This window comes from Bradyrhizobium lablabi (genome assembly GCF_001440475.1).
In the GTDB taxonomy this organism is placed as follows: domain Bacteria; phylum Pseudomonadota; class Alphaproteobacteria; order Rhizobiales; family Xanthobacteraceae; genus Bradyrhizobium; species Bradyrhizobium lablabi.
Genome location: NZ_LLYB01000071.1, coordinates 317561 through 331100, shown reverse-complemented (window position 1 = coordinate 331100; position 13540 = coordinate 317561). Strand labels below are relative to the sequence as shown.

13 protein-coding genes are annotated in these 13540 nt (G+C 63.3%); 2 read left to right on the top strand and 11 right to left on the bottom strand.

Annotated features, from left to right (window positions below; all coding sequences use genetic code 11):
* Positions 1 to 153 precede the first annotated feature (153 nt).
* The 4 genes from CQ14_RS18950 to CQ14_RS47635 form a co-directional block, all read right to left on the bottom strand.
* Positions 154 to 1473, bottom strand: coding sequence for a TRAP transporter large permease (locus CQ14_RS18950; protein WP_057859341.1), 1320 nt, complete (start codon positions 1471 to 1473; stop codon positions 154 to 156).
* Positions 1470 to 1985 (bottom strand): TRAP transporter small permease, encoded by a 516-nt coding sequence (locus CQ14_RS18945; RefSeq protein ID WP_057859340.1) that lies wholly within the window; start codon positions 1983 to 1985, stop codon positions 1470 to 1472. The genes CQ14_RS18950 and CQ14_RS18945 overlap by 4 nt, the downstream gene beginning before the upstream one ends.
* Before the next feature lie 130 nt (positions 1986 to 2115).
* Positions 2116 to 3114: a TRAP transporter substrate-binding protein gene (locus CQ14_RS18940; protein ID WP_057859339.1), complete on the bottom strand. Its 999-nt coding sequence runs from the start codon at positions 3112 to 3114 to the stop codon at positions 2116 to 2118.
* Between the two features lie 283 nt (positions 3115 to 3397).
* Entirely contained in the window at positions 3398 to 3529 is a 132-nt protein-coding gene (locus CQ14_RS47635) for a hypothetical protein (RefSeq protein WP_283807247.1), read from the bottom strand.
* 519 nt (positions 3530 to 4048) lie between these two features.
* Between CQ14_RS47635 and CQ14_RS18935 the strand changes: the two genes are divergently transcribed.
* Positions 4049 to 4444 (top strand): helix-turn-helix domain-containing protein, encoded by a 396-nt coding sequence (locus tag CQ14_RS18935; RefSeq protein WP_028347342.1) that lies wholly within the window; start codon positions 4049 to 4051, stop codon positions 4442 to 4444.
* Positions 4445 to 4824: 380 nt separating this feature from the next.
* Positions 4825 to 5646, top strand: a complete 822-nt coding sequence (locus CQ14_RS18930) for an enoyl-CoA hydratase (protein WP_057859338.1) — start codon at positions 4825 to 4827, stop codon at positions 5644 to 5646.
* Between the two features lie 112 nt (positions 5647 to 5758).
* Here CQ14_RS18930 and CQ14_RS18925 read toward each other — a convergent pair whose 3' ends face one another.
* The 7 genes from CQ14_RS18925 to CQ14_RS18895 all read right to left on the bottom strand — a co-directional run bounded on the left by CQ14_RS18925 (position 5759) and on the right by CQ14_RS18895 (position 13487).
* Complete coding sequence (locus CQ14_RS18925) at positions 5759 to 6841, bottom strand: isocitrate/isopropylmalate dehydrogenase family protein (RefSeq protein WP_057859337.1); 1083 nt, start codon at positions 6839 to 6841, stop codon at positions 5759 to 5761.
* Between the two features lie 150 nt (positions 6842 to 6991).
* The gene (locus tag CQ14_RS18920) at positions 6992 to 8062 is read right to left on the bottom strand and encodes an alcohol dehydrogenase (protein ID WP_057859336.1); all 1071 of its coding nucleotides are present in this window, start codon (positions 8060 to 8062) and stop codon (positions 6992 to 6994) included.
* A gap of 98 nt (positions 8063 to 8160) precedes the next feature.
* Complete coding sequence (locus CQ14_RS18915; protein WP_057859335.1) at positions 8161 to 9141, bottom strand: ABC transporter ATP-binding protein; 981 nt, start codon at positions 9139 to 9141, stop codon at positions 8161 to 8163.
* On the bottom strand, positions 9138 to 10118 hold the full coding sequence (locus tag CQ14_RS18910) for an ABC transporter ATP-binding protein (protein ID WP_057859334.1): 981 nt from the start codon (positions 10116 to 10118) through the stop codon (positions 9138 to 9140). The genes CQ14_RS18915 and CQ14_RS18910 overlap by 4 nt, the downstream gene beginning before the upstream one ends.
* An 11-nt stretch (positions 10119 to 10129) precedes the next feature.
* Positions 10130 to 11002, bottom strand: a complete 873-nt coding sequence (locus tag CQ14_RS18905; RefSeq protein WP_057859333.1) for an ABC transporter permease — start codon at positions 11000 to 11002, stop codon at positions 10130 to 10132.
* Complete coding sequence (locus CQ14_RS18900; protein WP_057859332.1) at positions 10989 to 11939, bottom strand: ABC transporter permease; 951 nt, start codon at positions 11937 to 11939, stop codon at positions 10989 to 10991. Before CQ14_RS18900 ends, CQ14_RS18905 begins: the two co-directional genes overlap by 14 nt.
* A 6-nt stretch (positions 11940 to 11945) precedes the next feature.
* Positions 11946 to 13487: an ABC transporter substrate-binding protein gene (locus CQ14_RS18895; protein WP_057859331.1), complete on the bottom strand. Its 1542-nt coding sequence runs from the start codon at positions 13485 to 13487 to the stop codon at positions 11946 to 11948.
* Between the last annotated feature and the right edge of the window lie 53 nt (positions 13488 to 13540).

The following is a 13540-nucleotide window of genomic DNA, read 5'->3' as shown; positions in this document are numbered from 1 at the left end:
GCCCCGCCGGTCACGGCGCCGGTGCAGCGCGGTTTCGGCTCGCGGCTGGTCGAGCGCAGCGCGCGCGACCAGCTCGGCGGCGAAGCCACCGTCGACTTCCTGCCGCGCGGCGTCATCTACACGATAAGCTGCGCACTCAACAGGGATGAGTAGCTATTTGAGCATCTCCGGCACGATCAGGCGCGGCAGGAACAGCGAGACGCTCGGCCAGATGATCAGCGCAGCCAGCACCAGGAACATCGGGATCAGCATGATGACGGTGTCTTTCAGCGCATAGCGCAGCCGAACCCCCGCGATCGAGCAAGCGATCATCAGGCAGAGGCCATAGGGCGGCGTGACCAACCCGAAGGCCAGCGAGACGATCGAGATGATCGCGAACTGCACGGGGTGCAGGTCGACGGATCTCGCCAGCGGCTCCAGCACGGTGCCGACGATGACGATCGCCGGGATGGCGTCGAGGAAGCAGCCCACCACCAGAAAGCAGAAGGATATGAAGAAGCCCGCTGTGATCGCGCCCATGCCCCAGGTCGAGACGTTGGCCAGCAATTCCTGCGGAATCTTGTAATAGGCCAATAGCCAGCCGAATGCGCTCGCGGTGCCGACGCAAAACAGCGCGACACCCGCCAGGCGACCAGTATCGAGCAACGCCTTGTAGAGTTCGCGCGCGCCGGTCTCACGGTAGAAAAATGTCGACAGCACGACGGAATAGAGAACCGCGACGCAGGCCGACTCTGTGGCGGTGAACCATCCGAGCAAGATGCCGCCGACGATGATGAACGGCGTCGTTAGTGCCGGTATCGATCGCCAGATGGCATAGCCTATTTCGGCCCAACTGGATTTCGGATAGGTCGGATAACCGCGGCGCACGGCATAGACGTGCACCGTCGCCATCTGGGCGCCCGCGATCAGGAGACCGGGTACGATACCGGCCAGATACATCGCCGCGATCGAAGTCGAGATCAGGCCGCCCCACACGATCATCAGGATCGAGGGCGGGATGATGACGGCGAGCACCGCCGAAACCGCGGTGATGGCGATGGAAAAGGAGAGATCGTAGCCCTCCTTGGTCTGGGCATCGATGAAGATCTTGGACTGGCTCGCGGCATCGGCGGTCGAAGAGCCGGAGATGCCGGCAAAGAACACGCTGAGCACCACGTTGATCTGCGCCAACGATCCCGGCCAGTGCCCGACCATCGAGCGCGACAACGCGACCAGGCGGTCGGTGATGCCGCCGATGCTCATCAGGTTGGCGGTGAGAAGGAAGAACGGCACCGCCAGCAGGATGAACGAGTTGTAGGCGTTGAAGGTCTCCTGCGCGAGCGTCATGAGCGACAGGCGCGGCTCGATCAGGAGGATCGGCACGCAGGCCAGGCCGAGCGCAAAGGCGACCGGCACGCGGATGATGAGCAGGCCGATGAAGACGCCGAACAGGACCAGCGCGGCCTCTCCGGCAGAAAGAACATTGCCGCTCATTGCCTTGCCCCAAGCAGAATCCGCGTTTCATCGATGATCTGTTCGCCCGCAAACACGATCCACGTCACGCCCGCCACGGGCCAGGCGACATGGATCAGCCAGAGCGGCAGATCGGCCAGTTCGGAGGTCCGGTTCCATGCGAACCGCGTGAATTCGAGCCCGGCCCATACGAACACCAGTGCCAGCGCCAGCGTGCCAAGCCGGGCGAGGATCCGCACCGCGGCCTCGCTTCGGCGCGACAGATCCGGCCACACGTCGACCTCGAAGTGCTGCGCCTCACGCACGCCGACCATGGCGCCGATCATGATCGTCCACACGAACAGGAAGCGCGCCATTTCCTCGGTCCAGATGTAGGAGGGAATGAGCGGCGTGTAGCGCGAGATGATCTGCAGCGTGACCGGAATGACCAGGATGCCGACACAGGCGGCGAGCAGGAATTCCAGCAGCTTTGCATAGGCCGCCGTTGCTCGGCGCCACAGCGACGGGGTGGAGACAACAGGCATTTCAGTCATTTCGGCTCCGTCTCGAATACCAGTCCGCCGATCCGGGCAAGAAGCGGGGCTTGCCCGGATGAGTTCGGCGGTCGTTCGATGCGACGCGCGACTATGCGCACGCGTGAACCGGCCCCCACCGGATCATGCTCTAGGCGACGTTGATCTTCTCGTAGATGCCCTCGGCGCCGATTTCCTTGGCATAGGTGGCCATCACGGGATCGGCGAGCTTCTTCATCGCATCGCGCTCCTCGAACGGAACACGCTTGAGCTTGCCGGCCTTCTCCAGGGTGTCGAGCTTGACGGCTTCCTCGCTCGACTCGAGCTGGCGGCCGTAATCGCCGGCTTCCTTGCCGGCCTTCATGATTGCGTCCTGCAGGTCCTTCGGCAGGGTCTTCAGCGTCTTCACCGAGAAGCAGATCGGCCGGATCGACACCGCGTGCTGCGTCAGGTTGAGATGGGGCGCGACTTCATAGAACTTCATCGCCTCGACGCCGGCTGCCTCGTTCTCGCCGGCGGCGATCACGCCGTTCTGGATGGCGTTGTAGACCTCGTTGTAGGCGATTACCGTCGGGCTCATGCCGACGGCGGCAAAGGTCTTCGACCAGATCGGCGCGCCCTGCACACGCACCTTGAGGCCCTTGAGATCGGCAAGGTTCCTGAGCGGCTTGTTGGCGAAGATGTTGCGCACGCCGCCGCCGGCATAGCCGACCAGAATCACCTCGGCCTTGGCCGCGACTTCATCGGCGATCGGCGCCAGAATGTTGGCCTCGACCACCTTGTTCATGTGCTCGATGCCCTTGAACACGAAGGGCGCATCGATGAACGGCGCCGCCTTGGCGAAGGTCGACATGTGGGCCGGCGAGACGATGCCATAATCAACCGCCTTGCCCTGCGACATGTACTCGAAATACTGCTTTTCGAGGCCCAGCGAAGAGTTGCGGTGCAGCGTGAAGTTGATCGGCTTGCCGTAATATTTCTTCACCAGCTCTTCGAAGCGGAGCAGCGCCCGGTTGAAGGCATGATCGTCGTTGAACTGGACGGCACCGTTGAGCGAGATCGGCGCCTGCGCCTTGAGGATCGATGGAAAGCCCAATGCGCTGGCAGCCGCCGTCGCACCAAGGCCCGCAAGTACGGTTCTTCGCTTCATGGCGTTCCTCCCCTGTCATGCCCGTCCCTTGTCGCGGGACTTTGGGCCTGGCCGACGATGCGGCCATAGGCGCAAAGCGTATGCAAAACGATGTGGCTGTGGAAGCCAAATTAAGTCGTACCCAGCGCCCATCGGCCGCAGACGGCCTTGCCGGCGGTTGCATCTTGTTTGGCAATCCGCACCGACGGCTCTGGCCGCTCCGGCAGCCTGCCACAACCAGCGCGGAAGCGCGCGTCATGGCGTCGCGGCAAATGAATCGCCGAGCCAACGCCTTGCTATTCCATCAGCCGCCGGCAGCGACGCCGATGGTGCAGGCACTGACACGCCGCAAATGTTGCGCGATGTTCGATCCGTCGCGCACCCATCCAAGACGTGCAGGACGTTCCCGCTCGAACCACGCCACGGCCAGATCCATTTGCACGATTCCGATAGTGGGCGAGCTGGCGGATTGCTACAATTTCCCGCAATGTAACGCCTAACAAGCAGAGCTGAACTCTGCTGGATTTCATCAGGCATCAGGGCAGACGGAAATCTTCAGAAACAAAACACCGATGGCGCTGCGAATGATTNGCACGATCAGCCGACAACCCCGTAAAATACCGGTGGTTGAACGTGGCAGAGTNAAGTATGCTGGCCAAAATCTGTGGCCTTTGAACTCGCGGTGGTTGTGGTTTGTCGAATATTTTGTCAAATGTAGCGTGCGGGGTTTTGCCACTACACCCCGGGTGCCGACAGCCTTAGGTGGTTAGACGTGCCGGTATCAGGATGCTTCCAATGCGCGCGAGCGTTTGGCTACCATCCTGCAATATCTCAGGAATCCCGTGGTTCCCTAGACAAGCTTACGGGCTGGACTGACTTTAACGCGGTACACAAATGGATGAAACCCTGACCTACTTTTGCCAGGGTTTCCCGATTGAAGGACGGTAAAACCAGAATGAACAGATCAGCAGCGAAGAAGATGAAACAACGCAGCGCCGGCAAACCCGATATCGAATTGGGCAAGCGGATTCGCCTGCGGCGTGTGGAACAGAAAATCTCGCAAGCGGAGCTTGGCGACAAGCTCGGCGTCAGCTTCCAGCAGGTTCAGAAGTACGAGAAGGGCGTCAACCGTGTCGGCGCAGCTCGTCTTCAGCAAATCGCTACCGCGCTCGACGTGCCGGTGACGTTCTTCTATGACGGCGACGGCAAGGCGCGGGAAGTCGAGAGCCTGCTCTTCCTGGACAGCGCCTTCAGCCTCAGGCTGCTGCGCGCCTACAGCAAGATCAAGGACCAGACTGTGCAGCGTCAGTTGGTGTCCCTGATGGAATCGATCGCCGCCAACGAGGGCTAGGCATCACGCCTGGATCGCAGCACCGCGGACCCGACCAATCGACGCGAGAAATCGCCGGGTAGCCTGTTGCTGCGCTGGGCCAAATCTTGAGCTGGCGGGACGAAACCCGTGCGACGCCATCGGGATGGGGATGGCGGAGTCCGGATGCTCCGCAGCGAAAAGGCCGGCGACGACTACCGTCGGTTTCGACTGTCAACAACAATTGCAATGCCGCCACGCCGATGCCACCGCGCGCAAATGCGCGTGTGCCCGCTCCTGCCCTGACGGCCTGATCATTGCCCCGCGCCTCGAGCTGGCCGCGCGTGCAAATGCGGCGATTGACCTCGGCGCGAAGCCTGTCCGACAATGGACCAAGCTTCCCGGACTGAAGGCTGCAATCGATGCTCGACATCCCAAAACCTGCTGAAATCCCGCATGCCGACGGCAAGATCCTGCACAGCGTCAGCGATGGCGTCGGCGTCATCACCTTCAACAATCCCCACAAGCGCAACGCGATGTCGCTGGAAATGTGGGAAGGCCTGGGCCACGCGCTGACCGCGCTGCGCGACGATGCCGGCGTGCGCGTCGTGATCCTGACAGGCGCCGGCGACAAGGCCTTCGTCTCCGGCGCCGACATCAGCCAGTTCGAGAAGACGCGCCACAATGCGGCGGCGTCGGAGGAATATTCGAAGCGGAGCGAGGCGCAGCGCGCGCTGCTCGCAAGCTACCCGAAGCCGACGATTGCCTGCATCCGCGGCTTCTGCCTCGGCGGCGGCATGCAGGTCGCGATGCTCACCGACATCCGCATCGCCTCCGATAACAGCAAGTTCGGCATTCCCGCGGCAAGGCTCGGCATAGCCTATGGCTATGACGGGCTGCGCCACCTGGTCTCGCTGGTCGGGCCGTCCTGGGCGCGGCTCATCATGTATACGGGCATGCGGATCGAGGCGGCGGAGGCGCTGCGGATCGGGCTGGTCGACCGCGTGCTGCCGGATGCGGAATTATGGGACGCCACCATGGAAATCGCCCGCACCATCTCCGGCAACGCGCCGCTCGCCATCAAGGCCGCCAAGATCACCATCGCCGAGGTGCTGAAGGACGAAAGCAAGCGCGACATGGCGGCGATCAAGGCGATCGGCATGGCCTGCATGGACAGCGAGGATTTTCGCGAGGGGCGAACGGCTTTCATGGAGAAGCGGAAGCCGCAGTTCAAGGGGAAGTAGTCACAGGCACAGTCCTGTAGCCCGGATGAGCGGAGCGACATCCGGGACTCTGCAGCGGCCCCGCATGTCGCTACGCTCATGCGGGCCCGTTACCCCATCTACCAGCTACAAGCTACAGCGCCGCCAGCACCGCCTTCGTCACATCGGCCGTGCCATTGCTGCCGCCGAATTCCATCGGCTTGATGCCTCCCGCATAGGCCTTGTCGACCGCGCGCTCGATGCGCTCGCCGGCTTCGGCCGCGCTTTCGAGGCCGTGCTTGTCGGCGAGCCAGTCCAGCATCATCGCGGCCGACAGGATCATCGCGGTGGGATTGGCCTTGCCCTGCCCCATGATATCGGGCGCGGTGCCGTGGCACGGCTGGAATACGGCGTAGCGGTCGCCGATGTCGGCCGAGGGCGCCATGCCGAGTCCGCCGATCAGGCCGGCGGCGAGGTCGGAGAGAATGTCGCCGAACATGTTTTCCGTCACCATGACGTCGAAATCCCAGGGCCGCTTCACCAGCATCAGCGAGCAGGCATCGACATAGACCCGGTCCGTCTTGACGGTCGGATGGCGTTTTGCGGCTTCATCGAACATCTCGCGAAAGAAGGCGAACGCCCTGAACACGTTCGCCTTATCGACGCAGGTCAGCCCGCCATTCGCCTTGCCGCGCGCCTTGCGGCGCTCAGCGAGCTTGAACGAAAACTCGAACAGCCGTTCCGAGGTCTTGCGGGTGATGACGAGCGTCTCGCGCGCCTCGGTGTCCGTCACGACGCCCTTCCCCATCGAGGCGAACAGCCCTTCGGTCGATTCCCGGATGAGCACGAGGTCGATGCCGCGCGCATCCGCGCCGACGATCGGGCTCGGCACGCCCGGAACGAGGCGCGCCGGGCGCACGCCGGCGTAGAGGTCGAAATGGAAGCGCAGCTCGATCTGCGGCGCGATCTCGGTGTTATCGGGGTAACGCACCGACGGCAGGCCGCAGGCGCCGAGCAGGATGGCGTCCGCCTCCTCGCACAGCCGCACGGTGCTGTCGGGCATCGATTTGCCGGTTGCGAGGTAATTGTTGGCGCCCGCCGGCGCATCGGTGAAGCGAAACTTCAGGTCGCTGGTCGCCTCGATCTTGCGCAAAACTTCGAGCGCCGGCGCCATCACTTCAGGACCGATGCCATCGCCGCCGAGCACGGCGATGTGGAAGGCGTTATTTGCGGACATGGGAGTTCCTTGGAATTGAAGTGTCAGTNCCTCGTGGTTCGAGACGCGCGGCGTTGCCGCGCTCCTCACCATGAGGGTCTGAGACCTCATCCTGAGGAGCGCACGCTTGTGCGCGTCTCGAAGGATGAAGCCACAGCTGTTGACGCATCCTTACGGCGTCAGCACGGCACGGCCGACGAGTTTGCCTTTCTGCAGATCGGTCAGCGCTTCATTCGCCTTCGCAAGCGGCATCGTGGTCACCGGGATCGGCGCAATCATCTTGTTGCGAACGAGCTCGAGCAACTCCGCGGTCTCGCGCAAATTGCCGACATAGCTGCCCTGGATCGTGATCGCCTTGATCGGGATCAGCGGCAGGGCAAATGTTGCGCCGCCGCCGAACAGGCCGACGATGACGAGCTTGCCGCCCTTGGTGAGACAATCGAAGCCGAGCTGCGTGGTCTGTGCGTTGCCGACGAGATCGATCACGGCGCGAATGGGTTCGCCGGCCTTCTTCGCGAGCTGTTCCAGCGCATCCGGCGCCTTGCCGTCGACGGTGGCGAGCGCGCCGGCGGCTTCCGCCGCTTCGCGCTTGCGCGCGTCGATATCGACGACGATGGCGCCCTTGCCGCCCATCGCCTTCAACAGCGACAGCGCCATCAGGCCGAGGCCGCCGGCGCCGAAGATCACGATCGGCGAGTTGAAGGCGGATTCGACCTTCTTCAGCGCGCTGTAGGTGGTGACGCCGGAACAGGCATAGGGCGCTGCCGTAACCGGATCGAGCCCCTTCAGGTTTAAGAGATATTTCGGGTTCGGCACCGTCATGTGATCGGCGTAACCGCCGTCGCAATAGACGCCGAGCGAATTCGGCTTCACAACGCACATGTTCTCGTCGCCGCCGACGCAAGTCGGGCATTTCCCGCAACCGAGCCAGGGATAGACCAGGGCTGTGTCGCCGACATTGAGATCGGCCTTGTCCGCGGCGGTGACCTCCGGTCCGAACGCGACGACTTCACCGACGGTTTCGTGCCCCATCGTGCGCGGCAGCGACACGCCGCGGTCCTTCAGCGACAGCGGCTTGCGGCCATGGCCGAGATCATAGCCGCCTTCCCAGATGTGGAGATCGCTATGGCAGACGCCGGCGGCCTTCACCTTGATCAGCACCTGCGTACCCGTTGGCTGCGGCGTCTCCTGGTCTACCTCTTTCAGAGGCGCGTTGAATTCTGCGACCTGAAAACTCTTCATCGCTTCTCTCCCGTCATTTCTTTTTCTTAAGTCCTGAGAACGTCTTGAGGGCGGACATTGCCACGTCCGATCCGTCGAGACAAACAGGAGCCCGGTATTCAGATCAGCGGGTGGTGGCAGGCCACGAGCTGGCCCGGCGCGACGGCACGCAGTTCCGGCATCTCGTCGCTGCATCGCTGGTCCGCGCGGGGACAGCGGGTACGAAACCGGCAGCCGGAGGGCGGTGCGATCGGCGATGGCGGCTCGCCGACCGGCACGGTCTCGGTGGGGCGGACGTCCGGATCGGGCACCGGGATCGCCTCGATCAGCAGCGCGGTATAGGGATGCGCCGGTTTGGCGAACAACTGCTCGGAGGGACCGACCTCGCAGAGCCGCCCCAGATACATCACCGCGACGCGGTCGCTCACCGCCTTCACAACGGCGAGATCGTGCGCGATGAACAGCAGCGTCAGGCCAAACCGGCCCTTCATCTCCTCCAGCAGATTGAGGATCTGGGCACGGATGGAAACGTCGAGCGCGGAAACCGGCTCGTCGCAAACGATGAATTCCGGATTGAGGACGAGCGCGCGCGCGATGCAGATGCGCTGGCACTGGCCGCCGGAAAATTCATGCGGCAGCCGCCCGACCACGAGCGTGGGATCAAGCCCGACCGCGCTGAGCATCTCGTAAACGAGTTGCTTGCGTTTCTCCGGATCCTTGACGCCAGCAATCACCAGCGGCTCGGCGACGATATCGCCGATCTTGCGGCGCGGATTGAGCGAGGCGATCGGATCCTGGAAGATCAACTGCACGCGCTGGCGCATCCGCCGCAAGGCCTCGCCGTGCATCTCCGTGAGATCCTGCCCGTCGAACAACACCCGCCCGGCGGTCGGCCGGCGCAGCTGCAGCACGGCGCGCCCAAGCGTCGACTTCCCGCAGCCGGATTCGCCGACCAGACCCAGCGTTTCGCCGCGGGCGATCTGCAGGGAGACGCCGGACACGGCGTGAACGATCTTGGGCCCGACCGGATATTCGACGACGAGATCGTCGACCTTGAGCAGCGGGCCAGGCGATATGGATGGGACGGATTGCAGCATCATACGTCAGCACCCGCATGGGCTTCTATCGGGTGGAAACAGGCGAACTGGTGCGCGCTCGTCTCCGCCGCCTCAAGCGCCGGTTTCTCGGCCTGGCAGCGGGCCACCGCATAGCGGCAGCGCGGCGCGAACGAACATCCCCGCAGCGGCCGGGTCGGATCGGGTGGGCGTCCCGATATCGCCGGCAGCGGCGTGTGCGGCGCGGCGTCGAGCCTGGGGAGTGCGGCAAGCAGCGCTTCGGTGTAGGGCATCCGCATTTTCTTGAACAAATCGGGCGTCGGGGCGCGCTCGACGACACGGCCGGCATACATGACCGCGACCTCATCGGTACGCCCGGCAACGACGCCGAGATCGTGGGTGATGATGATCATCGCCATGTGCCGGCGGCGCTGTTCACGCGCCAGGAGATCGAGGATCTGTGCCTGGATCGTCACGTCGAGCGCGGTGGTCGGCTCGTCCGCGATCAGGAGCTTTGGTTCGCAGGACAGCGCGATCGCGATCGCCACCCGCTGCCGCATGCCGCCGGAAAGCTGGTGCGGATATTGCGCCAGCCGCTGCTCGGGCGCGGGGATTCCGACCGCCGCGAGCAATTCGACACTTCGCCGCGTGGCGGCAGCATCGTCGAGTTCGAGATGCTCCTGCAGCGTTTCGATCAACTGGGTGCCGATCGTGAGCACCGGGTTGAGCGAGGTCATTGGATCCTGGAACACGACCGCGAGCGACCGGCCGCGGAGTTTGCGCAGTTTCTCCGGCGAAAGCCGCAGCAAATCCTGTCTGTCGAACATCACGCGGCCGGAGAGTTTTGCCTTCTTCGGCAGCAATTGCAGGATGGCCCGCGACAGCATGGTCTTGCCGCAGCCGGATTCGCCGACGACACCGAGCGTGCGCCCGGCGCCGACGGTGAGATCGACATGATCGACCGCACGCAGATTGCCGCGCGGCGTCGGCAGGTTGACGGTAACATCCTCAACGGACAGCAAGCTATTTCCGGTCACAGTGCGCCCTGACGTGGGTCGGTGAGCGCACGAAGCGTGTCACCGACGAGATTGAAGGCCAGTACGGTCAGGAACATGGCCGCCGCAGGCATGAAAGCGAGCCGCGGCGCCACATCGAGGCTCTCGCGTCCCTCCCCGATCATGCTGCCCCAGCTCGATATCGGCGGCGGCACGCCGAGGCCGAGGAAGGAAAGCGAGCCCTCGACGACAATGGTGACGGCAACGCCGAGCAGGAAGAAGGCAAACAGCGGCAGGATGACGTTCGGCAGCAGCTCGCGCAGCAGGATGCGCGCATGGGTCGCGCCCAGCGCCTGCGCGGCGATCACGAATTCACGCCGCGCCAGCGTCAGCGTCGCCGCCCGCGCCACCCGCATGAAGGCGGGAACACCGAGCACGCCGAGGATGCAGGTGAGATTGAAGATGGACTGGCCGAGATAGGCGGTCACGGCCAGCGCCAGGATCAAAGGCGGAAACGCCAGCAGCACATCCATGCTGCCAACCACCGTCGACTCGAACCGGCCGCGGAAATAGCCGGCGAGCATGCCTAGCGCCCCGCCGAGCGTGAGGCCGATGATCGGCGCGCACAGGCCGACCACCAGCGAGATCCGCGCACCATAGACCAGGCGCGAAAGCTCGTCGCGGCCGAGCCCGTCGGTGCCGAGCCAATGCTCGGCCGAGATCGGCGCGCGCCGCTCCAGCATGTCCATGTCGGTCGGGCTCGGCAGCGGCAGGACGGGCGCGAAGACCGCCACCGCGAACACGAAGGTCATCCAGCCGATCGCCGCCCAGAACAAGAGGCCAAGCCGCCGGCCCTTGCGCGCAGCCTGGCTTACGGCCTCCTCGGCAACATCGAGTTCAAGCGTGGCCATGGCGAATCCTGGGATCGAGAACGGCGTAGAGCAGGTCGACGATGAAGTTCATGATGACGAAGCCGGCGCCGACCAGCAGCACCACCCCCTGCAGGATGATGAGGTCGCGGGTGAGGATCGCGCCGATCAGAAGCCGGCCGATGCCCGGCAGCGCAAAGACCGTCTCGACGATCACGGCGCCGCCGATCAGCCGGCCGATATTGATGCCGGTGATCGTCACCAGCGTCAGCGACGAAGGTTTCAACGCATGAACGAAGAGGATGCGCGAGGCCTTTAGTCCCTTGGCCTTCGCCAGCGCGATGTAATCTTCCTGCAGGGTCGCAATCATGTCGGATCGCAGCACGCGCATGATGCTGGGCCATTCGGCGAGCGCCAGCGTCAGCGCCGGCAGCACCATGAAGCGCAGGTTTGCGGCAGGGTCTTCGGCAAAAGGCACATAGCCGGTCGCCGGCAGCCAGCGCAGTTCGACCGCAAAGAAGTAGATCAGCAGGATCGCCGACAGGAAGGTCGGCACCGACAGCATGCCGAACGCGGTCCCGGTCATGAAGCGATCGAACGATCCGCCGCTGCGCGCCGCGCAGATGATCGCCAGGGGAACGCCGATCCCTAGCGCGCCGAGCTGCGCCAGCAGCATCAGTTCGATCGAAACCGGCAGCCGCTCGCCAACCGCCTGAAGCACCGTCTGACCAGTACGGAACGAACGACCAAAATCGCCCTGCAACACGCCGCCGAGCCAGCTCAGATACCGCCACCAGATCGGCTGATCCAACCCCATGTCACGCCGCAGCGCCGCCACGTTCTCCGGCGTCGCCTGGTCACCGAGGATGGTGTACGCCAGATCGCCGGGCAGCAGCGACGCGATGGAGAAGGTGAGCAGCGAAACCGCAATCAGCACCGGCACCAGATAGAGGAGCCGGCGCGCAACGAAGAACGCCATAGGCGGCTATTCCTTCCAGGCGCGCGATACGTCGATCATCCCGCTATACATCTTGGGCAAGCCCTTCAGCTTGGCAGTCGAGATCGCGTAGTAGGTGTTCTGGAACGTCCAGAACCAGATCGCCTCCTTGTTGATCAGCCGGCTGATCGCGCAATAGTCGTCGATGCGCTTATTGGTATCTGCCGTGACGCGGGCGTGATCGAGCAGCTTGTCCAGTTCCGGATTGGAGTAGTTGGCAAGCGCCACCGGACTTCCGGTCTTGAAGTTGGAGTACATCTGTATGTCAGGATCAGCCAGATCGACGATGCGCCACGGCGTCAACTGGAACTGGCGCATGAAGGCGCGCGGCGGGATGGTGGCCTGATCGACCTGCTCGATCTCCATGTTGGCGCCGGCCCGCTTCCAGAACTGCTGCAGCACCTGGCCAACCATGCGTCCGCGCGGTGTTGCCGTAACGAGCATCTTGAACTCGACAGGCTTGCCGTAGTCCTTGATCAGCGCCTTGGCCTTCTCAAGGTCTTCCGGAAGCGCACCGTCGTCCTTGCATTTGACCCAGGAGCCGTCGCCATAGGGATTGCTGGCCGGACGGGACAGACCGTTGGTGATCGCCTGCGACATCTTTTTGCGGTCAAGCGCCATTACCAGTGCCTGGCGCACGCGAATATCGTCGAATGGTGCGACCTTGGTGTTGAAGGCGTACACCTGCGCACCGGACCCCTCGTATGTGTGCACCGTCAGCTTCGAATCTTTTTGCGCCTTCTGGATATTGTCGGCGCTGTATTCGTCATCCCAGACCAGGTCGACCTCACCCGATTGCAGGCTGGCGAAGCGCGATTGCGCATCGGGCAGCGGCTTCAGCGTGATGCGGTCGAAATAGACCTTGTCCTTGTCCCAGTAGTCCGGATTTTTCTCCAGGATCATGCGATCGCCAGCGGTCCAGGATTTCAGGATGTAGGGACCGGTGCCGACCGGATTGCGGTTGTATTCCTCCCCCTTGGATTTCCAGGCCGTCGGAGAATGAACCGCGTTGGTCTGGCTCGCGTAGGACACCAGCGATGGGAAGTTTACCGAGGGGTCATTGAGGTTATAGACCAGCGTCAGTTCGTCCGGCGCCTGAACATTGTTGACGTTGGAGATATAGAAGGCGCAGCGGCACTTGTTGGCAGGATCTTTCTGCCGGTCGAAATTCGCCTTGAATGCTTCGGCGTTGAACGGCGTGCCATCGTGGAACTTGACGCCCGGACGCAGCTTGAAGGTCCACATCTTGAAGTCCTCGGAGGGCTCCCAGGACAGCGCCAGCTTCGGCTGCGGCTTGCCGTTGGCATCGAGATAGGTGAGCGTATCGAACAGCGCCGATGACGCGGTGAGCGCCGCGGTGTCGTAAACGCCGACCTTCAGCACATCGAAACCGGGAATATCGAGTTCGAGACCGACGGTGATACTGCCGCCCGCCTTCTGCGCATTGGCGGGCATAGCCGACAGCGCCAAACCAAATCCCGCCACAAGAAATATTCGCGCAAGCGCGCCCGAACGAATCCCCGCATTCATTGTGTTTCCTCCAATGTGTTTCGTTCGTCCGGTATTCCGGATCGTCGATGGCT

Coding starts and splice junctions, on each gene's coding strand:
- CQ14_RS18950 (WP_057859341.1), bottom strand. CDS start 1,473: ATGAGCGGCAATGTTCTTTCTGCCGGAGAGGCCGCGCTGGTCCTGTTC.
- CQ14_RS18945 (WP_057859340.1), bottom strand. CDS start 1,985: ATGACTGAAATGCCTGTTGTCTCCACCCCGTCGCTGTGGCGCCGAGCA.
- CQ14_RS18940 (WP_057859339.1), bottom strand. CDS start 3,114: ATGAAGCGAAGAACCGTACTTGCGGGCCTTGGTGCGACGGCGGCTGCC.
- CQ14_RS47635 (WP_283807247.1), bottom strand. CDS start 3,529: ATGGATCTGGCCGTGGCGTGGTTCGAGCGGGAACGTCCTGCACGTCTT.
- CQ14_RS18935 (WP_028347342.1), top strand. CDS start 4,049: ATGAACAGATCAGCAGCGAAGAAGATGAAACAACGCAGCGCCGGCAAA.
- CQ14_RS18930 (WP_057859338.1), top strand. CDS start 4,825: ATGCTCGACATCCCAAAACCTGCTGAAATCCCGCATGCCGACGGCAAG.
- CQ14_RS18925 (WP_057859337.1), bottom strand. CDS start 6,841: ATGTCCGCAAATAACGCCTTCCACATCGCCGTGCTCGGCGGCGATGGC.
- CQ14_RS18920 (WP_057859336.1), bottom strand. CDS start 8,062: ATGAAGAGTTTTCAGGTCGCAGAATTCAACGCGCCTCTGAAAGAGGTA.
- CQ14_RS18915 (WP_057859335.1), bottom strand. CDS start 9,141: ATGATGCTGCAATCCGTCCCATCCATATCGCCTGGCCCGCTGCTCAAG.
- CQ14_RS18905 (WP_057859333.1), bottom strand. CDS start 11,002: ATGGCCACGCTTGAACTCGATGTTGCCGAGGAGGCCGTAAGCCAGGCT.
- CQ14_RS18900 (WP_057859332.1), bottom strand. CDS start 11,939: ATGGCGTTCTTCGTTGCGCGCCGGCTCCTCTATCTGGTGCCGGTGCTG.
- CQ14_RS18895 (WP_057859331.1), bottom strand. CDS start 13,487: ATGAATGCGGGGATTCGTTCGGGCGCGCTTGCGCGAATATTTCTTGTG.